Annotated in this window: 20 protein-coding genes, 1 tRNA gene and 1 pseudogene; 9 read left to right on the top strand and 13 right to left on the bottom strand. The window is 63.0% G+C overall.

Annotated elements, in window-relative coordinates; all coding sequences use genetic code 11:
• Positions 1–44: 44 nt before the first annotated feature.
• The 9 genes from AC1DOX_RS15535 to recA form a co-directional block, all read right to left on the bottom strand.
• Positions 45–533: a pilin gene (locus AC1DOX_RS15535; protein ID WP_441619196.1), complete on the bottom strand. Its 489-nt coding sequence runs from the start codon at positions 531–533 to the stop codon at positions 45–47.
• A 292-nt stretch (positions 534–825) separates the two neighbouring features.
• Positions 826–1,257: a pilin gene (locus AC1DOX_RS15530; RefSeq protein WP_441619194.1), complete on the bottom strand. Its 432-nt coding sequence runs from the start codon at positions 1,255–1,257 to the stop codon at positions 826–828.
• A gap of 340 nt (positions 1,258–1,597) precedes the next feature.
• Positions 1,598–2,116 (bottom strand): pilin, encoded by a 519-nt coding sequence (locus tag AC1DOX_RS15525; RefSeq protein ID WP_441619192.1) that lies wholly within the window; start codon positions 2,114–2,116, stop codon positions 1,598–1,600.
• Between the two features lie 470 nt (positions 2,117–2,586).
• Positions 2,587–3,282, bottom strand: coding sequence for a TerC family protein (locus AC1DOX_RS15520; protein WP_092136058.1), 696 nt, complete (start codon positions 3,280–3,282; stop codon positions 2,587–2,589).
• Between the two features lie 314 nt (positions 3,283–3,596).
• Entirely contained in the window at positions 3,597–4,478 is an 882-nt protein-coding gene (sucD, locus tag AC1DOX_RS15515; protein WP_092136056.1) for a succinate--CoA ligase subunit alpha, read from the bottom strand.
• Between the two features lie 78 nt (positions 4,479–4,556).
• Positions 4,557–5,723, bottom strand: a complete 1,167-nt coding sequence (sucC, locus tag AC1DOX_RS15510) for an ADP-forming succinate--CoA ligase subunit beta (RefSeq protein ID WP_441619131.1) — start codon at positions 5,721–5,723, stop codon at positions 4,557–4,559.
• 89 nt (positions 5,724–5,812) lie between these two features.
• The gene (locus AC1DOX_RS15505; protein ID WP_092136052.1) at positions 5,813–6,487 is read right to left on the bottom strand and encodes a DUF2889 domain-containing protein; all 675 of its coding nucleotides are present in this window, start codon (positions 6,485–6,487) and stop codon (positions 5,813–5,815) included.
• 361 nt (positions 6,488–6,848) lie between these two features.
• Positions 6,849–7,334, bottom strand: coding sequence for a recombination regulator RecX (gene recX / locus AC1DOX_RS15500; protein WP_441619129.1), 486 nt, complete (start codon positions 7,332–7,334; stop codon positions 6,849–6,851).
• A gap of 83 nt (positions 7,335–7,417) precedes the next feature.
• Complete coding sequence (recA, locus tag AC1DOX_RS15495; RefSeq protein WP_092136048.1) at positions 7,418–8,482, bottom strand: recombinase RecA; 1,065 nt, start codon at positions 8,480–8,482, stop codon at positions 7,418–7,420.
• 278 nt (positions 8,483–8,760) lie between these two features.
• On the opposite strand from recA, the gene AC1DOX_RS15490 reads away from it, so the two are divergent.
• From AC1DOX_RS15490 to AC1DOX_RS15470, 5 genes are all read left to right on the top strand, one after another.
• On the top strand, positions 8,761–9,450 hold the full coding sequence (locus AC1DOX_RS15490; RefSeq protein WP_092136046.1) for a response regulator: 690 nt from the start codon (positions 8,761–8,763) through the stop codon (positions 9,448–9,450).
• 12 nt (positions 9,451–9,462) lie between these two features.
• Positions 9,463–11,031: a sensor histidine kinase gene (locus AC1DOX_RS15485; protein WP_441619126.1), complete on the top strand. Its 1,569-nt coding sequence runs from the start codon at positions 9,463–9,465 to the stop codon at positions 11,029–11,031.
• Complete coding sequence (locus AC1DOX_RS15480; protein ID WP_441619124.1) at positions 11,028–11,369, top strand: DUF4212 domain-containing protein; 342 nt, start codon at positions 11,028–11,030, stop codon at positions 11,367–11,369. The genes AC1DOX_RS15485 and AC1DOX_RS15480 overlap by 4 nt, the downstream gene beginning before the upstream one ends.
• Before the next feature lie 269 nt (positions 11,370–11,638).
• Positions 11,639–13,336 (top strand): MFS transporter, encoded by a 1,698-nt coding sequence (locus AC1DOX_RS15475; protein WP_441619122.1) that lies wholly within the window; start codon positions 11,639–11,641, stop codon positions 13,334–13,336.
• A gap of 161 nt (positions 13,337–13,497) precedes the next feature.
• A tRNA-Met gene (locus AC1DOX_RS15470) sits at positions 13,498–13,574 on the top strand.
• A gap of 93 nt (positions 13,575–13,667) precedes the next feature.
• Here the strand turns inward: AC1DOX_RS15470 and AC1DOX_RS15465 are convergent.
• The 3 genes and pseudogenes from AC1DOX_RS15465 to AC1DOX_RS15455 all read right to left on the bottom strand — a co-directional run.
• Positions 13,668–13,799, bottom strand: a pseudogene (locus AC1DOX_RS15465) (thioredoxin family protein); the annotation flags it as partial.
• Between the two features lie 228 nt (positions 13,800–14,027).
• Positions 14,028–14,669, bottom strand: coding sequence for a DUF1109 domain-containing protein (locus tag AC1DOX_RS15460; RefSeq protein ID WP_441619120.1), 642 nt, complete (start codon positions 14,667–14,669; stop codon positions 14,028–14,030).
• Positions 14,666–15,238: a sigma-70 family RNA polymerase sigma factor gene (locus AC1DOX_RS15455; protein WP_441619118.1), complete on the bottom strand. Its 573-nt coding sequence runs from the start codon at positions 15,236–15,238 to the stop codon at positions 14,666–14,668. The genes AC1DOX_RS15460 and AC1DOX_RS15455 overlap by 4 nt, the downstream gene beginning before the upstream one ends.
• A 299-nt stretch (positions 15,239–15,537) precedes the next feature.
• Here AC1DOX_RS15455 and AC1DOX_RS15450 point away from each other — a divergent pair, with 299 nt between their 5' ends.
• From AC1DOX_RS15450 to AC1DOX_RS15440, 3 genes are all read left to right on the top strand, one after another.
• On the top strand, positions 15,538–15,807 hold the full coding sequence (locus AC1DOX_RS15450; RefSeq protein WP_441619116.1) for a pentapeptide MXKDX repeat protein: 270 nt from the start codon (positions 15,538–15,540) through the stop codon (positions 15,805–15,807).
• 166 nt (positions 15,808–15,973) lie between these two features.
• On the top strand, positions 15,974–16,600 hold the full coding sequence (locus AC1DOX_RS15445; protein ID WP_441619114.1) for a cytochrome b/b6 domain-containing protein: 627 nt from the start codon (positions 15,974–15,976) through the stop codon (positions 16,598–16,600).
• 29 nt (positions 16,601–16,629) lie between these two features.
• A complete protein-coding gene (locus AC1DOX_RS15440) occupies positions 16,630–17,406 on the top strand; it encodes a molybdopterin-binding protein (protein WP_441619112.1) in 777 nt (258 codons plus the stop codon).
• Between the two features lie 100 nt (positions 17,407–17,506).
• On the opposite strand, the gene AC1DOX_RS15435 is transcribed toward AC1DOX_RS15440, so the two are convergent.
• Positions 17,507–18,469: a GlxA family transcriptional regulator gene (locus tag AC1DOX_RS15435; RefSeq protein WP_092136018.1), complete on the bottom strand. Its 963-nt coding sequence runs from the start codon at positions 18,467–18,469 to the stop codon at positions 17,507–17,509.
• 177 nt (positions 18,470–18,646) lie between these two features.
• On the opposite strand from AC1DOX_RS15435, the gene AC1DOX_RS15430 reads away from it, so the two are divergent.
• Positions 18,647–19,450, top strand: coding sequence for an SDR family NAD(P)-dependent oxidoreductase (locus AC1DOX_RS15430; RefSeq protein WP_441619109.1), 804 nt, complete (start codon positions 18,647–18,649; stop codon positions 19,448–19,450).
• The last annotated feature ends 5 nt before the right edge of the window (positions 19,451–19,455 follow it).

Here is a 19,455-nt window from a genome sequence, read left to right as displayed (position 1 = left end):
CCTGCGGAAAGTTCAGGGCCTCTTCACAAAACGCTCAGGCTAAATTACAGGCAGCCGGCAGGCTTGTAGCTGGCCTTCCAGGCGGCATTCGCTGCGCCGTTGACCGTGCAAGTCCACGTACCGGCCGCGTCACGGGCGATGTTAATGGTCGCACCTGCGACTGCCGCGGTGGCGTTCTTGGGCGGGTTCGCACCGGCGTTGCTCGTCAAGGTGGCGGTATAGCTGACCACGCCACCAGCAGCGACGGCAGTAGGCGTAGCGGGATCGGCGTACAGGTTCGATGCCACAAAGCCCAGTTCGGCGTTGGTGATGCTGGTCGAGCCCTGGTTGATGCGGTCTTCAAAGGCCGTCTTGTATGCCGAGATTTCGCCCACAGCACGTGCCACCTGCGACTTGGCCACGTAATCTTGATACTGCGGAATGGCGATAGCTGCCAGGATACCGATGATCGCGACCACGATCATCAGTTCGATCAGCGTGAAGCCCTTTTGGACTTGACGGCCCATTTTCTTGATTTGTTGTACCCGTTGCATAAGGATTGACCCCTCGATGAGATTTTCGTTACAGAAAGAAACATCTTGTAGCATGTGATGCATTACCCCTAAAGCAGGGAGCGTGCCAGGCACAAGATGGCCGTAAATCTCGTCGGGACATGACAATTTTTGCCAGCAATTACGCAATTGCCGGGGGTCGTAGGGCAGAAATTGTCACTTAGGTGTGGCGAAGTTCGTCAGTTTGTTGCATTGAGGGCCTCCTCTCTTGCGGCCAACAAAAAAGCGCCCAATCGGGCGCTTTTTTGTAGCTGGTTTGTACCTTGCCGTTGCCTTAGCTCTTTTTGGCGTACCCGCAAGACTGAGGCAGATACTTGGCCAACGCCGACGACGTGCAATTCCAGCCCACAGACCCCTTGTCAGCATTGACCATGGTGAGCACCACATTCTGATTGATCAGGCCCTTCGCGATGCCTGTCGATCTGAAGTTGGTCGTAATGGTGCAGCCGCCACGATCGTTGGACACCCCACCCGTCACCACGCTGGCGACATAGTTACCGGTAATTTCGCCGCTCGCCGGAATGCAGGAGCCAGCGCCTGCATTGCTAGGGGGGCAGATGCCCGAATTGGCATACACCTCGGTGACGGCAATCTTCTGCCCTGACGCCAGGCTCAACGCTTCCGAAAACTGCGCGCGCGCCACGTAGTCCTGATATTGCGGAATCGCGATACCCGCCAGAATGCCGATGATCGCCACCACAATCATCAGTTCGATCAACGTAAAGCCATCCCTGCGGGATATCCGGTGGAGCGAAACCCGGTCGGACGACGGGCAGCGATGTTTGCGTTGCATATGACCCCCTTGAATCGATATTGGAAATGGATGCTGCGGCGCCCAGCAAAGACACTGTGGTCGCCAAGCAAGGGGGCATCATCGGGGCCGTGTTCCACTCCAAATTTGATGCCGCGCAACCCGCCAAAATTTGGCGCAATTCGGGGTAAATCGCCCGAAATTCCGACGTTTTCCGGCTCCTCGGAACCTTCGCGGAAGCGGACCAGAGTTTTCCGGTCCGCCCCACTACGCTTCGGTCATCACGCCCGCGGGGCTAGCCTGCCGCCCCAAGTTGCTCACAGGCTTTCGGCAAGTACTTCCTGTCGGCGGACGACTGGCAGCGCCACGTGACTGAGCCCTTGTCCGCATTGCCCATCGTCAGCTTCAGGGTCCGGCCGACCAGACCCTTGGCGATGCCGCTGTCCTTGAAGTTGGCCGTGATCGTGCGGCCCCCCTCGGCCCACGCCGTGCCGCCCACGACCACGCTCTTGATGTAGCTGCCGTTGATGGCGGTCGACACAGGAATACCTTCGGCCGCTGCGCTCGCGTTATCCGGGCAGTTGCCCGAATGCGAGAACGATTCAGTGACCATCGGCTTCTGCCCGGAAGCCAGACTGAGCCCCTCCGAGAACTGCGACCGCGCCACGTAGTCCTGGTACTGCGGAATCGCGATGCCGGCCAGGATGCCGATGATCGCCACCACGATCATCAGCTCGATTAGCGTAAAGCCGTGCGCTTTGGCGGAGACGGGAGCCGTCCCTGCGAGAGGCGCCCGGCACGAAGGCTGGCAGATGGATCGGCGGCAGGACGGCCGGCGATCCCTGTCAGATGACCCCGAAGCCGACTCGAAATCCGGCGAGCACGACGACTCGCAGGATGCGCCACAGGACGGCCCGCAAGGCTCGCCGTTGGTTTGATGTCTGGTTTGCATATGGACCCCTTCATTCATTGAGATGGAAGCAATGCGTGCCGCGCGACGAGAGATCGCAGGCACGGGGGTCATCATCGGAATGCAGGCACGAGGTCGCGATTGACCTCGGACAATTCCGATCGGCTTGTCGGAATTGCTTGGAAAACGGCAGGAATCCGTTGCGTGGCCGCGCCAGGGCGACTGTTGCGGCAATGCTACGGACGAAAAAAGGGCGGCCAAGCGGCCGCCCTTCCTGATGCTCTTGATGCAGACAATCTTCTCGCAACCAGCAGGTTCTGAAAAACCTGCCCGCCGCTTGCAATCCGGCTATCGCAGATCCCTGGCGGGACCGTTCAGGCCGTCTGTGCGGTACGTCGCGACAACATCTTGCCGACCAGCACCACCAGCACGGCGCCCACAACGCCAAACACCAGATGGGCATGCGGCACATGCACCTGGAACCACTCGGCATCCACAGGATCGCTCACCAACATTTCGCCGGCCAGATAGCCCAGCAGCGCAGCACCCAGCACGATGATGATCGGGAAGCGCTCCATGACCTTCAGCAGGATGGTGCTGCCGAACACGATCAGCGGAATCGACAGGCCCAGGCCCAGGACCAGCAGCATCAGTTGGCTACCCTCGGGGCCCTTCTGGGCGGCGGCGGCGACGGCCACCACGTTGTCCAGCGACATCACCAGGTCGGCAATCAGGATGGTACGGATGGCCGCCCAGATGTTTTCCTTGGCGTCATGGCCTTCCTCGTCGTCGTCGCCGGTCAGCAATTGCACGCCGATGTAGACGAGCAGCAAGGCGCCCACGATCTTGAGGTAAGGCAGGGTCAGCAGCTTGACGGCTGCTACGGTCAGCACCACCCGCATGATGATGGCGGCGGCGCTGCCCCAGAAAATGGCTTTCTTCTGCTGGGCAGGGGGCAGGTTGCGCGATGCAAGGGCGATCACGACCGCGTTGTCGCCCGACAGGACGATATTGGTCAGGATGATCGATCCCAGCGCGATCCAGAATGCGCTGCTGGACAACAATTCCACGGCAAGACTCCTCGAATTTCTAGGTGATGTTTCAGGCCTGCGGTGCTCACCACTGCGGGCTTTTGGATGTCTGAATTTCCAGACATGAAGATTTATCGTACGAACCTTTCGATTCGGTTTCAATCTCCCTGTCCAACGCCTTGGGACATACCCTAAGGGGCGCGTCACCAGAATGACGATGCCCCCGCACACGGACGGGGGCAACGAGATTGCGGCGATTCGCGCCAGAGAAGGCCGCTCGCCGCGGGTACAGCCGCCGTGGCGTGCTGTATGCCGATCAGGGCACACTCACGCCGCGGCGTATGCAGCACTACTTACAGCATGGCCTTCAACAGACGGGCCATTTCCGACGGGTTCTTGGTAACCGTGATACCGCAGGCTTCCATGATTTCCAGCTTGGCCTGGGCGGTATCGGCACCGCCCGAGATCAGCGCTCCAGCGTGGCCCATGCGCTTGCCCGGAGGCGCCGTCACGCCGGCGATGAAGCCAACCACCGGCTTCTTCATGTTTTCCTTGATCCAGTAAGCCGCGTTGGCTTCGTCCGGACCGCCGATTTCACCGATCATTACCACGGCGTCCGTATCCGGATCGTCGTTGAACATCTTCATCACGTCGATGTGCTTCAGGCCGTTGATGGGGTCGCCACCAATGCCGACTGCCGACGACTGGCCCAGGCCCAGCGCCGTCAGCTGGCCCACGGCTTCGTACGTCAGGGTGCCCGAACGCGACACCACGCCGATGCGGCCCTTGCGGTGGATGTGACCCGGCATGATGCCGATCTTGATTTCGTCCGGCGTGATCAGGCCCGGGCAGTTCGGTCCCAGCAGCAGAGTCTTCTTGTTCTGCTTACGCATCTTGTCCTTGACTTCCATCATGTCGCGGACGGGGATGCCTTCGGTGATGCAGACCACCAGGTCTAGGTCAGCGTCGACGGCTTCCCAGATGGCGGCAGCGGCGCCGGCGGGCGGCACGTAGATCACGGAAACGGTGGCGCCGGTTTGTTCCTTGGCGTCCTTCACGCTGGCGTAGATGGGAATGCCCTCGAAGTCCTCGCCGGCCTTCTTCGGGTTCACGCCCGCCACGTAGGCGTTCTTGCCGTTGGCGTAGTCGCGGCAGCCACGGGTGTGGAACTGGCCGGTCTTGCCGGTAATGCCCTGGGTGATGACTTTGGTGTCTTTGTTAATCAGAATCGACATGCTGTAATCCTTTGCTTGGCGTCGCGCAGCGCGGGCAACACCCACGCGCTGCGTGCACGCATGTGTTTGCGTATCGGCTTACTTGCCAGCGGCAGCGGCCACGACCTTCTGGGCGGCCTCTTCCATCGTGTCTGCCGAGATGATCGGCAGGCCCGATTCGGCCAGCATCTTCTTGCCCAGGTCTTCGTTGGTGCCCTTCATGCGGACCACCAGCGGCACGCCCAGCTTCACGGCCTTCGACGCCGAGATCACGCCTTCGGCGATCACGTCGCAACGCATGATGCCGCCGAAGATGTTGACCAGGATGGCCTGCACGTTCGGGTTCTTCAGCATCAGCTTGAAGGCTTCGGTCACCTTCTCGGTGGTGGCACCGCCGCCCACGTCCAGGAAGTTGGCCGGCTCGCCGCCGAACAGCTTGATGGTGTCCATGGTGGCCATGGCCAGGCCGGCGCCGTTCACCAGGCAGCCGATGTTGCCGTCCAGCGAGATGTAGGCCAGGTCGAACTTCGAGGCTTCGATTTCGTTGGCGTCTTCTTCATCCAGGTCGCGGTAGGCCACGATTTCCGGGTGACGGAACAGCGCGTTGGAGTCGAAGTTGAACTTGGCGTCCAGCGCGATCACCTTGCCGTCGCCGGTCAGGATCAGCGGGTTGATTTCGGCCAGCGAAGCGTCGGTTTCCCAGAACGCCTTGTACAGGCCTTGCAGGGCCTGGCGGGCTTGTGCAACGCTCGCGTCGGGCACGCCGATCTTGCGGGCGATGTCGTCGGCGTCAGCGTCCTTCAGGCCTTCGGCCGGATCGACGATCAGCGTGTGGATCTTTTCCGGGCTATGGGCAGCGACTTCTTCGATGTCCATGCCGCCTTCGCTGGAGGCCATCAGGGCCACCTTCTGCGAAACGCGGTCCACCACCAGCGAAACGTACAGTTCCTTCTTGATGTCGGCGCCTTCTTCGATCAGCAGGCGGTTGACCTTCTTGCCTTCCGGACCGGTCTGGTGCGTGACGAGCTGCATGCCCAGGATGTTGGTGGCGTAGGTCTTCACCTCGTCGATGCTCTTGGCCACCTTCACGCCGCCGCCCTTGCCGCGGCCACCTGCGTGGATCTGTGCCTTGACGACCCACACCGGACCGCCGAGCTGTTCTGCAGCCTTCAGGGCTTCTTCAACCGAGAAAGCCGGGATGCCGCGCGGAACCGGCACATTGTATTTGCGCAGGATTTCCTTGCCTTGGTACTCATGGATATTCATGCGTGTTTCCTTTCGGGTAGGCGTAAAGGGGATGGGAAAAATTTGGGGGAGACGAACTCTCGCCTGTTCCTGTGGGCCGGCCGTGACGGTCAGCCCGAGGTACCGTTGGGCCGGTCGGCCAGGGTGTCTTCGCCACCTGATGCCAGGGCATCGGCGCGTGACGCGGTCTGGGGGGACGACGCCCGTGCGCCGGCTTTGGGTTTCGGCTGGTGACCATACCAGCGCGGGTAAAACTGGCGAACCACCTCGCCCTCGAAATGGAGCGCATGGCATCCATGGAGTTGGTAGGGTGGTTCGGGATTGGGATCGTCGGCGGCGCCTTCGCGCACCTTGAAGACATCGCCCGCAAAGGCCTGGATCGCCGTGGTTGGCAGCACGCCGGCCAGTTCGGTCAGGTGGGTGCATCCCGCCACGCCGGACAGCCGCTCTCGTACGGCCTTGCGGAATCCCTTCATCAGGTTCAGGCCGATCAGCGCCTTGTAGGCCGGGCCGATGGTGTCGCAATGCGTCGGGTACGGCACCCAGTCGGAGCAGGCTTCGGCGTCCACGATGTTCATGCGCAGATCGATCGTCACTCGCAGCCACAGGTCATGCAATGGCTGGCCGATCGACCGGACGCCACCGCCAGCCAGCGGAATCTCGCGTGGCTTGGTGTCGGTCAGGCGCGCCTCGATGTCCCACAGGCCATCTTCCCGCAAATACGCTTCCGCCGTAATGGCACGGCGATGACGCAAGGCACGGTTGACGGGCGGGGAGAGTGGCATGACACCAGGGGCAGACGCGGCAGGAAGTTGAGGCTGTAACCGGGGGCAAAATGTCGCGGCGCGGGCGGGTCGGCGGATCGCCGCACGGCCACCTTGGCCGGAAAACCCGAAGAGTTTAACATGCCGCGCCGCTTTGACCGGGAACATACTGTGTCCACAACTGTCGGGGTCGAATTGTTGCAGCGGCAACAACAGCAAACCCAGACCCGACAAGGGCTGCACGGCAGCCGCACGGCACGCTGCTGCAGCGCAGCCAAGGGGGACGCGGCCCGAAATCCCCTCCTGCGCACGCAGGTATACAGATGTCTGCATCACATCCGGATTTGGGCGTTGGCGAGCTCGGCGGCGTTACCCTGCGGGATCAACCCTCGCTGCCATCCCCATCACCGAAGTCATCGTCCTCCGCGCCACGGATGATCCTGCCGACCACGGCCCGGGAGAAGCCTCGCGCGACCATGAAGCGGATCTGCTTCGCCCGCGCCTCCGGCGATTCGGGGGCGGTGCCGAAGCGCTTGCGCCAGACTTCGCGCGCGCGCTCGAACTCGGATTCGCGCAAGCGGTCCTGCAGCGCATGCAGTTGATCGTTGGCCAGTTGATGCGTCTTGGCCTCCTGCATCACACGCGCCGCGCCATAGCGGCTGGCGCGCCGGTGGACAAGGCTGTCGACAAAACGCGCGTTGGACAGCCAGTTTTCCCGTTCCAGCGCATCCAGCAACGTCTCGACTTCCTCGGCCGACTCGGCATGTGGCGCCAGCTTGCGCGCCAGTTCCGCGCGGCTGTGCTCGCGCCGGGAGAGGTAGCCAACGGCGCGGGCCTTCAGGGAAAGAGGAGGACGTGAGCCAGCCATCGGGAGTCGTCAGGAAGTCGTCAAAAAGAAAAAAAGCCGCCGCACTGTCATGCGACGGCCTTTGGTCACCGGGGAAGCGTGTCTCAGCCTTCGATCTCAGCCGGGGCGGCACTTGCGGTGTTGTTCAGCAGGGCCACGCCCAGCGCCGCGCGGACCTTGTTTTCGATCTCGTCGGCGATATCCGGGTTCTCGCGCAGGTACTCGCGGGCGTTGTCCTTGCCCTGGCCGATCTTCTCGCCGTTGTAGCTGTACCACGCGCCGGCCTTCTCGACGATCTTGGCGTCCACGCCGAGGTCGATGATCTCGCCCTGGCGAGAGATGCCCTGGCCGTACAGGATGTCGAAGAACGCCTCGCGGAACGGGGGCGATACCTTGTTCTTCACCACCTTGACCTTGGTCTCGTTGCCGACCACCTCGTCGCCCTTCTTGATCGAGCCGATGCGGCGGATGTCCAGTCGGACCGAAGCGTAGAACTTCAGCGCGTTACCGCCGGTGGTGGTTTCGGGTGAACCAAACATCACGCCGATCTTCATGCGGATCTGGTTGATGAAGATCACCAGGCAGTTGGTGCGCTTGATCGTGCCGGTCAGCTTGCGCAGCGCCTGGCTCATCAGGCGGGCCTGCAGGCCGGGCAGCGAATCGCCCATTTCGCCTTCGATTTCAGCCTTCGGCACCAGCGCGGCCACGGAGTCGATCACGATCATGTCGATCGAACCCGAGCGCACCAGCGCGTCGGTGATCTCCAGCGCCTGCTCGCCCGTGTCCGGCTGCGAAATCAGCAGGTCGTTGACGTTCACGCCCAGCTTGCCGGCGTAGTTGACGTCCAGCGCATGCTCGGCGTCGATGAAGGCGCAGGTGCCGCCCAGCTTCTGCATCTCGGCCACCACCTGCAGTGTCAGCGTGGTCTTGCCAGACGATTCCGGACCGTAGATCTCGACCACGCGGCCGCGCGGCAGGCCGCCGACGCCCAATGCGATATCCAGGCCCAGCGAGCCGGTGGAGACCACCTGGATGTCCTGCTCGATGTCCCCATCGCCCAGGCGCATGATCGAACCCTTGCCGAACTGCTTCTCGATCTGGGAGAGCGCGGCGGCAAGCGCCTTCTGCTTCTCAGCGCTCACGCCGGCGCCGGCCTTCTTGTCGTCCATGGTCGTCCTTGAGTCAATGGTGTATAAATAGGCCGCATATGCGGCGCGTGCCTGATTTTTAAGCATTTTCCGAGATCAGGCGAGATCGGACGAGCTTTGATACGGGATCCCGGAGGGACTCCGGCGATCTCTGGTACGCGACCCGGCGCCTGCGCAAACTGCCTTCTGCGGCAGCGCCTGCGGAATGTCGGGTACTGTATAAAAAAACAGTATGCTTGGCAAGCCCCACCGGCACCGCGGCCGGCGGGCGGCGATGCCGGCCACGGGTGGAGACAACCATGCGGATTCTGATCGCCGAAGACGACGATGTGCTGGCAGACGGCCTCACGCGTTCCCTGCGCCATTCCGGCTATGCCGTCGACCACGTCGCCAATGGCGTGGAGGCCGATTCGGCCCTGTCGACCCAGAATTTCGATCTGCTGATCCTGGATCTGGGTCTGCCGCGCATGCCCGGACTGGAAGTGCTCAAGCGGCTGCGCGCCCGGGGCGCCATGCTCCCGGTGATGATACTGACCGCAGCCGACGGCGTGGATGAACGCGTCAAGGGCCTGGATCTTGGCGCCGACGACTATATGGCCAAGCCCTTTGCCCTGTCGGAACTCGAGGCGCGCGTGCGCGCGCTCGTCCGGCGCGGCGCGGGCGGCGGCGCCACGCTGATGCGCCACGGTCCGCTGGCGTTCGACCAGGTCGGCCGCATCGCCTACCTGAACGAGCAGTTACTGGACCTGTCGGCACGCGAGATCGGCCTGCTGGAGATCCTGCTCACGCGCTGCGGGCGGCTGGTGTCCAAGGAACAGTTGGTGGACCACCTGTGCGAATGGGGCGAGGAAGTCAGCAACAACGCGATCGAGGTCTATGTGCACCGCCTGCGCAAGAAGATCGAGATCGGCGGCATCCGTATTGCCACCGTGCGCGGACTGGGCTACTGCCTCGAGAAATTCCAGCCGGCGGTGGCGACGCATGGATAAGCCGGGGGCGGCATGAGCCTGCTGCGATTGCCCTGGCGGCGCCACGCCGCCGGTGCTGCCCGTCCAGTCGAACCGCCACGGCCCACGCTGGCCGATGCGGCGGCGGAAGATGCGGCGCTGGCCGACGCGCTTCCCCACCTGGAAGAGTCGGCCGCGCATCCGGCGCCACGCTCGCTGTTCGGCGAGATCCTGGACTGGATGCTCGCGCCGCTGCTGCTGCTCTGGCCGATGAGCATCGCAGTCACCTACCTGGTCGCCAAATCCATTGCCAACGGCCCCTTCGACCGTTCGCTGGAAGCCAGCGCCATCGTGCTGTCGCAACAGGTACGCGAGGTCAACGGCCGCGTGACGCTGCAACTGCCGCTGTCCGCGCGCGAGATCCTGCGTGCCGACGAAACCGACAATATCTACTACCAGGTCGTCGGCAAGCACGGCGAATATGTGGCGGGCGATCACGACCTGCCGCTGCCGTCCGAGGAAGATCAGGGCCACGCCGGCCTGGTGTCCCTGCGCGACGAGCGCGTCGCCGGCAACGACGTGCGCGTGGCCTACACCTACGTGGACCTGAAGAATGTGGGCGGCACGCAGCCAGTGCTGGTGCAGGTGGCCGAAACGCTCGACAAGCGCGCGCGGCTGGCCAACGAAATCATCAAAGGCGTGATCCTGCCGCAGTTCGTGATCCTGCCGCTGGCCGTGGTGCTGGTGTGGTTCGGACTCACGCGGGGGCTGGCACCGCTTACCGCGATCCAGCAGCGCATTCGCGCACGCAACCCCGGCGACACCAGCCCCATCGACGAAAGTGCCGCGCCGCAAGAAATCACGCCGCTGGTGGCCTCGTTCAATGACCTGCTCGCGCAGCTCGACCTGTCCGTGCAGACCCAGAAGCGATTCATCGCCGATGCAGCGCACCAGATGAAGACGCCGCTGGCCGGCCTGCGCATGCAGGCCGAACTGGCCCAGCGCGAACAATCGCCCGAGGAATTGCGCAGGTCGCTGGCGCAGATCGCCGGCAGTTCGGAGCGCACCGCGCACCTGGTCACGCAGCTGCTGTCACTGGCACGCATGGAGAATCTGGCCGGCGCGGGCGGCATGGCGTCGCTGGACCTGGCGGCGCTGGCGCGCGAGGTGGTCAAGGACTGGCTGCCGCAGGCGTGGGCGCGCAAGATCGACCTGGGGCTGGAGGCGGACGATCACCCGGTGATGGTGACCGGCAACCGCCTGATGCTGACCGAGATGTTGAACAACCTCGTCGACAACGCCATTCGCTACACACCGACCGGCGGCCATGCCACGGTACGCGTCGTCGCGGATGCCTTCGAGCCGTTCGCCTATCTGGACGTGGAAGACACCGGGCCCGGCATCGCGCCCGCGGAGCGCGAGCGCGTGATGGAACGCTTCTATCGCGTGCTGGGCACCAACACCGAGGGCAGCGGCCTTGGCCTGGCCATCGTCCGGGAAATCGTCCAGCAACATGGGGGCGAAGTGCGCATCGACGACCACGTCTACCAGGCGTCGCCGCGCCTGGCCGGTACGCGCCTGCGCGTGACGCTGCGCCGCACCACCGAGGAATTGCCGGCATGAAGGCCACGTCGAACCGCATGACGCCGCAGGAGCGCCGCGCGTGGCACCACAACCTGCGCTGGATTGTCGGCCTGCTGGCGGTCTGGTTCGGGGTGACGTTCGTCATCGCCTGGTTTGCGCGGGAGCTGCGCTTCGATTTCTTTGGCTGGCCGTTTTCGTTCTGGGTGGGCGCGCAGGGCGCGCTGATCATCTACGTGCTGATGGCCGCGCTCTACGCCTGGCGCATGAACCGCGCGGACCGGGAAGCCGAACCTGACGCGCACCCCGTGCCGCCCATCGGGGTCGACCACGGCGGGGACCACGGCACCTCAGGCCCGGCCACCACCGATGCTGCATAGCAAGAATCGCGCGCATCCGCCTGGCGCGGCGCCGCGTACGCTCGCTGACGCGGCATCGCAGCATTTTCCGGGCCGGATTTCACCCGGGCCGGCTAGCGTATACCCCGACGGTTTCAGGCCGTTCCGCAGGGAATCTGTCAGAACGCAGTAAGTTTCGCCACCCACAATCGTCTCCAACTTCGGTGCACAGGTCCGCACGCGCACGGCTATAGGTTGCGCATGACGTGGCCAGACATCGGGGGCCCTTTCGACAGACGGAGGAGACAATAATGGGTAACGCGCAAAACGTGGCAATGCCGGGAGGCACTGCCCACAACGCGCCGATGACGCGCGAGGAAAAAAAGGTCATCTTTGCCTCTTCACTCGGCACAGTGTTCGAGTGGTATGACTTTTATCTCTACGGTTCGCTGGCGGCAGTAATCGCCAAACAGTTCTTTGCGGGCCTGGATCCGACGTCCGCCTTCATCTTCGCCCTGCTGGCGTTCGCCGCCGGCTTCATCGTGCGCCCGTTCGGCGCGCTGGTGTTTGGCCGCCTGGGCGACATGATCGGCCGCAAGTACACCTTCCTGGTGACGATCCTGATCATGGGCATGTCGACGTTCATCGTCGGCCTGCTGCCCGGCTACGCCACCATTGGCTGGGCCGCGCCGATCATCCTGATCGCGCTGCGCATGCTGCAGGGCCTGGCGCTCGGCGGCGAGTACGGCGGTGCCGCCACGTACGTGGCCGAGCACTCGCCGCACGGCAGGCGCGGTGCCTACACGGCGTGGATCCAGACCACGGCCACGCTGGGCCTGTTCCTGTCGCTGATCGTGATCCTGCTGTGCCGCGAGCTCACGGGCCCGAACTTCGACACCTGGGGCTGGCGCATCCCGTTCCTGGTCTCGATCCTGCTGCTGGCCATGTCCGTCTACATCCGCCTGTCGATGAGCGAATCGCCGGCGTTCCAGCGCATGAAGGCCGAGGGCAAGACCTCCAAGGCCCCGCTGACCGAAGCCTTCGGCCAGTGGCGCAACCTGAAGATCGTGATCCTGGCGCTGCTGGGCCTGACCGCCGGCCAGGCCGTGGTCTGGTACACGGGCCAGTTCTACTCGCTGTTCTTCCTGACGCAGGTGCTGAAGGTGGACGCGAAGACGGCCAACCTGCTGATCGCCGGCGCACTGGTGATCGGCACGCCGTTCTTCATCTTCTTCGGTTCGCTGTCGGACAAGATCGGCCGCAAGTGGATCATCATGCTGGGCTGCGCGCTGGCCGTGCTGACCTACTTCCCGCTGTTCAAGGCGCTGACGCACTACGCCAACCCGGCGCTGGAGCGTGCGCAGCAGACCGCGCAGATCGTCGTCACCGCCGACCCGAAGACCTGCTCGTTCCAGGGCAGCCCGATCGCCCGCGAGATCGACTTCCGCAGCTCGTGCGACATCGTCAAGCGTACCCTGGCGCAGGCCTCGGCCAGCTATGAAGTGGTGGAAGCTGCGGCCGGCACCGTCGCATCGGTGAAGATCGGCGACAAGGAGATCAAGGCATTCAACGCGACGGTCACCGGCGGCCACAGCTTCGACGACGCGAGCAAGAAGCAGATCGCCGCGTTCAAGAAGGAGGTGGGCGAGTCGATGGCCTCCGCCGGCTACCCGACCAAGGCCGACCCGGCCCAGATGAACACGATCATGGTGCTGGTGGTCCTGGTCATCCTGGTGATCTACGTGACGATGGTCTACGGCCCGATTGCCGCCATGCTGGTGGAACTGTTCCCGACGCGCATCCGCTACTCGTCGATGTCGCTGCCGTATCACATCGGCAACGGCTGGTTTGGCGGCCTGCTGCCGACGATCTCGTTCGCCCTGGTGGCTCAGAACGGCAACATCTACTACGGCCTCTGGTACCCGATCATCATCGCCGCCTTCACCTTCGTGATTGGCGCGCTGTTTGTCCGGGAAACCAAGGACGTTGACATCTACGCCAACGACTAAGGCAACCTCGCTCAGGAAAGACCGATCCGGTAATGTCGGTCGCTCCTTCTCACGGCAGGCCCCAGGGCCTGCCTTTTTTTCGGGCACCGCGAAAGCGTGCACAAGGCTGTCACAAAGGTGTTGACAGGTCCCAAACGGTAGGTATAATTGCGGTCTTCGTTGGCGAATTAGCTCAGTCGGTTAGAGCGACGGAATCATAATCCGCAGGTCCGGGGTTCGAGTCCCTGATTCGCCACCATCTATTTGAAAAGCCGCGATCCCGCAAGGGTTCGCGGCTTTTTGCTTTGGGGCATCGGGCCGTCACGTCCTTGTACGCGCCCTCCCCCATCAACTTGCCAATAATGGGTTCCTGCGCCTTGCAGGTCGGGCACCAGCTCGCGTGAACCGCGACCAGTACAGGCTTCCCTTCATGCGTGAGCTTGTCGAACTGGGCCTGACTGTAGGGCTTGATCTCGCCCGCCATCGACAGGGAGACAAAGGTGGAGAGGACGAACAACTGACGAACTTCATGGCGGATCCTTTTCAGAGAGAGTCCTGGTTAGCTACCAGCAGCCGCCTGCACATCGGGACGATGGTCAGCGCGGCAGTCTCTTGGTCGGGGCCAAGCGCTTTTCCTTACACTCGCTTCTGATCTTTTCAATCCCACCCGCCAATCCATCCGAATTGGCGATTCAGCCTGTCGCGCAGCCGCTCACCAGCGCAGCAGTCGTGGCCCGAGGAGGGCTCCGGCGATGGCCGGGACCATCATGCCGAGCACGTACCAGACGCCCCAGAAGGCAACCCCCATTTCCGGACAATGCAGACAGTAGGCGAGCGTTGCGATGGCGCCGGACAGCAAGCCGCCGGCGGCGCCAGTCAACACCAGGCGCGTGGGCGCCAGGCCGCGAAGCGCCCAGAAGACCGCAATGAACACGGGCACCGACAGCACCGCGATGTTGAGAGGACAAACCCGCCACGTCTGCCCCAGCACCGCCGCAAGCCGGTCAACCGATGGTGTTTGTGCGAGGGTGTAGAGCGCCGCGAACCAGACTGCGCCCAGTGGCAGGGCGATGCCCAGCCAACTCATGCCGGGCCCGACGCCCGGACGCGCGAGCCGCGCCGTCATCCACAGGCTGCCCAGCATCAGCGTCAATGGCAGCGCCACCTTGCCCCAGAACAGCGGGGTCGATGCGACCACGGCCAGATCGGCACGGAACCGCAGCATGACGATCATCAACGCTGTCGCGGCCAGCGCACCAGTCAGTCCCGCGATCCCAATGCGCCTGCCGATGGCGTGTCGATCCACGGGGGTCTCGCCAGCGGCCAGCAGGGAAATCAGCTCATCCGTTCTCATCGCGATCCTCGCATCTTTGCCGCCAGCGCCTTCAATCCGCGATGCACACCAATCTTCACTGCCGATTCCGACAGCCCGGTAATCCGCGCAGTCTCCGAAACAGAGAGACCTTCCAGCTTTACATGCACAATCGGCAGGCGCTGACGATCGGGCAGTTGTTCGAGTAGCAACGCCAGGTCGCGTCGAGCCTGTGCGGGCTCAAGATCGGACGATGCAAGCAGTTCCCACTCATCGTCCAGCGGGTCGTTCATGCCGTCGTGCCGCGCGTACGCCCGGAAATGATCCGCGAGCTTATAGCGGGCAATGGCGTGGACCCATGCTGTCAGCGGCTGGCCCGGCAGATAGGTATGCCGCGCGTTGTGCACCGCCAGCAAGACTTCCTGTGTCAGATCCTCGACATCGCCAGCCTGCCATTGCAGCCGCTTGCGAAAAAAACCGCGTAGCAACGCACCCAACTCGGTCAGGAAGCGCCGGTATGCCGCCTGATCACCAGCCAGGCTGCGCGTCATCAGGTCATGCAGCTGCGCCTCCCGAGTTTGCAGTGCGTCCTGATCGGGAATTCGGTCCATCGCTCGCGTCGGTTACACCCCGCCCCAATTTCATTTGCGCGGATTCTACGCCGACACCTCCGGTGTGTGTAGTTCTGGCAACTCCGCCTCCGCGGCCGGAGGATTGCCGCAGGAAGTGCCGCTATTACATTGTCACCGACAAAAAAACCGGCTGGCTGTAACCAGTTTGCCGTCGATGGCGAATTCCCGATCAGACACGCACAAACGGGGTGTCAGACCGGCGCTCGCCGACCACGGCCAGCCGCGACGTTCGAAGCCCGGAAGTCTCCGGGCAATCTCATAGTCAACAAGGAGTCACAATGAAACAAATCGCAATCGCCGCGCTTGCTGCCGCTGCCCTGGTATGTGGAACCTCGGCGTTCGCGCAGACGAACAGCGGCATGGCAAAGGATTCGATGTCCAAGGACGCCATGACCAAGGATGCAATGTCCAAGGACGGCATGCACAAGGACAAGATGGGCAAGGACGCGATGTCCAAGGATGGCATGCACAAGGACAAGATGAGCAAGGACGCGATGTCCAAGGACAAGATGGGTAAGGACGCAATGTCCGACGGCATGAAGAAGTAATCGCGTACCAGGATGGTGGCGGCATGGCACATCGGGACTTTCCGGTAGCCGGTAGCCGCCATCCGTGCCGGCTGTATTCCGATCACTGGCACGCCAATGGCAACCTATTTGCGGATCGCAAGGTCCAGTCGATGGCCATTGGCACATTTGCAATATGGGGGTTGAGATGGAAACAACTCAGGGTGCCGCGGCGCCCCGCGCGACCAAGCGTGCAATTCAACCCGCCTGGGTGCGGATCTCCCACTGGCTCAATGCACTGGCAGCAATAGTGCTGATGCTGTCGGGCTGGCGCATCTACAACGCGTCCCCGGTCTTTTCCGGCCTCGTCATTCCGCGCGACATCACCTTGGGCGGGTGGCTCGGCGGCGCCTTGCAGTGGCATTTCGCCGCCATGTGGCTGCTGTTTTTCAACGGCCTGTTCTATCTGGCGATGAATATCGTCACCGGCCGCATCGCTTCCAAGTTCTTTCCGCTTGGCCCTCGCGCGGTGATACGCGATCTGGCCGATGCCCTGAGGGGGCGTCTGCAACATGCTGATCTCAGCCGCTACAACGCGGTGCAGAAGTTCGCCTATCTGTTCGTGATACTCGATCTCATCGTGCTGGTGCTGTCAGGTATCGCCATCTGGAAGTCGGTGCAGTTTCCGTTAGTGCGAACGCTGATGGGCGGCTACGATTTCGCGCGCGTTGTCCACTTCTTCGCGATGTCTCTGCTGGCAGCATTCATCGTTGTTCATCTGGTGATGGTCGCGCTGGTTCCACGTAGCCTGCTAACCATGATTCGCGGGCGTTAGTACGCGGCCAACCACACTGGAGACTGATCGTGAACCCGAAATCTCCCAAGCGCATCGCCGTCGATCGCGCATCCCTCATCATCGACGTACGTCGCGAACTCGACCTGCCTTCGCGCCGTCTGTTCGGCAAACGCATCCTCACCCTCGGCGGCCTGGCGATGCTCACCGGTTGCAGCCTGACCGATGATTCATCAGTCGAAACCTTCCTGGGTCGTGTATCGCAGATGAATGACCGGGTGCAGGCCTGGCTGTTCGATCCGAACCGGCTTGCACCGACGTACACGCAAGCGGAGATCACGCGTCCGTTTCCGTTCAATGCCTTCTATGGCCTCGACGAAGTGCCTGCGGTCAATGGCGACGACTTCAGGCTCGAGGTTGGCGGGCTGGTGCGTGACAAGCAAAGCTGGACGCTCGATGCGCTTTACGCGCTGCCGCAGGCGGAGCAGATCACCCGGCATATCTGCGTGGAAGGCTGGAGCGCGATCGGACGCTGGGGCGGAACGCCTTTCGCCGAATTCCTCCGGCGAATCGGCGCGGACACCACCGCAAAATACGTGGGGTTCAAGTGTGCCGACGACTACTACGAAAGCATCGACATGCCGACGGCGCTACACCCGCAGACCTTGCTGACATTCACCTATGACGGTCAGCGCCTGCCGCCGAAGTATGGCTATCCCATGAAGCTCCGGATGCCCACCAAGCTTGGCTACAAGAATCCCAAGCACATCATGGAGATCTTCGTGACCAACTCGTACCCCGGTGGCTATTGGGTGGATCAGGGATACAACTGGTTTGGCGGTTCGTGACAAACGCGGAGCGACCAACTGCGCGAGCAGCCAGCCAGAGGTTCACATCGGAGATTCGGTTGGATCGCGTCGTTGTTGGCGTAGCCGGCGCGCACGCGTATCAGGCCACACTGGCGTCTTCCGGCGCTGCCTCCCCCTTCACCATTCGTCGAATCGCCTGCGGCGGCTGCCCGAACGCCCGCAAGAACGCTCGCCGCATCCGCTCCCGATCACCAAAGCCCGTGTCCCGCGCCACGATGTCGATCGGATGCCGGCTTGACTCCATCATCAGTCGCGCAGCCTCCACGCGCAGATGCTCAACCGCCTTGGCCGGTGTCTGGCCCGTCTCCTCGCGAAACGCCCGCGCAAACTGGCGCGGGCTAAGGTGTGCCGCGTCGGCCAGCTGATCTACCGAGAGTTCCAGCTGCAAGTTCTGGCGAGCAAAATCCAATGCCGCCTGGATGCGGTCCGAGCGTGGCTCCAGTTCCAGCAGCGCGGAGAACTGCGACTGCCCACCCGCGCGCCGGTGGTACACCACCAGCTTCTTGGCCACGTCGCGCGCCACTGCCGCACCGACGTCCTTTTCCACCAACGCCAGCGTCAGGTCGATGCAAGCCGTCATCCCCGCTGACGTCCACACCGGGCCGTCGATGATGAAGATGCGATCCTCCTCCATCGTCACGCCGGGATAGCGCCGACGAAACTGCGCCGCGTGATACCAGTGGGTCGTGGCCCGTCGCCCCTCGAGCACGCCAGCTTCCGCCAGATTGAAGGCCCCCGTGCACGTCGCGCCGATCCGCCGCGACGTGCGGGCGGCACGCCGCACAAAGTCCACCAGCGCAGGCGGCGTGGGCATCACGTTGTTGTCCCCCACCACGAGCACCGTATCGAAGCGGCGCTTGCCGAATGCCTCGGTGCTCACGGCAAAGCCACCCGAACACATGATCGGCCCGCCATGTTCGGACAGCAGATGCACCTGATACAGGGGCGCATCAAGTGTCTGGTTGGCGAATTCCAGCACCGTCGTGACCGCAAGGTTCAGGACCTGGAAGCCCGGGTAGAGGGCAAGGGCGACATGCAGCATTTCAATCACTTTCCTGACGCTGCCAGTGGATGGCAGAAAAGGTGGCATCTACGACATAGGCGCCATCGCATTGTGCCCCTAATCTTCGTTTCATGCAGTCGGCAATGTTGATGTGATGCCCGCCGGCGGCAAGGCATTCCCCTCCCCGAATCCAACGTCTCGAAACGGAGTATCGACATGAACACCACCACACACCCGGGCACGGCCCTGATTACCGGTGCTTCCTCCGGCATCGGCGCCATCTATGCCGACCGTCTGGCACGCCGTGGCTACGACCTGATCCTTGTGGCACGCAATCGCCAGCGACTGGAAACGCTAGCCCGCGGCATCACTGACAAGACCGGCCGGTCGGTCGAGATCGTGACGGCCGATCTTGGCCAGCCCGCGGATGTGCAGCGGATTGAAGCGCTGCTGCGCAGCGATGCAAGCATCACGATGCTCGTCAATAACGCCGGTGTCGGTGGTGCTGCGCCGCTGCTGCAATCGGACGTCGACAAGATGCAGGCAATGATCGAACTCAACGTCACCGCACTGACGCGCCTGACTTATGCCGTTGCGCCAGCCTTCGTCGCTCGCGGCCACGGCACCATCATCAACATTGCCTCCATCGTCGCCGTGGCGCCCACGCTGCTGAACGGTGTGTATGGCGCCTCCAAGGCATTCGTGCTCGCGTTCACGCAAACGCTGCAGCACGAACTTGCCGACAAGGGCGTACGCGTGCAGGCCGTATTGCCGGGCGCGACGCGTACCGAGTTCTGGGATATCGCCGGCCACTCGGTGGACAACCTGCCCCAGGCGTGGGTAATGAGCGGCGATGATCTTGTCGACGCCGCACTGGCCGGCCTCGACAAGGGCGAGGTGATCACGCTGCCATCGTTGCCGGACGCGGCGGACTGGCACGCCTTCGAGTCCGCACGCGCGGCGCTGGGGCCCAATCTGTCGCATGACCGCCCCGCAGCGCGATTTGGCGTGGCGCGCTGATCATC

Source organism: Cupriavidus sp. 01L415 (assembly GCF_056400065.1).
This window is presented reverse-complemented; position numbering and strand designations above follow the sequence as displayed.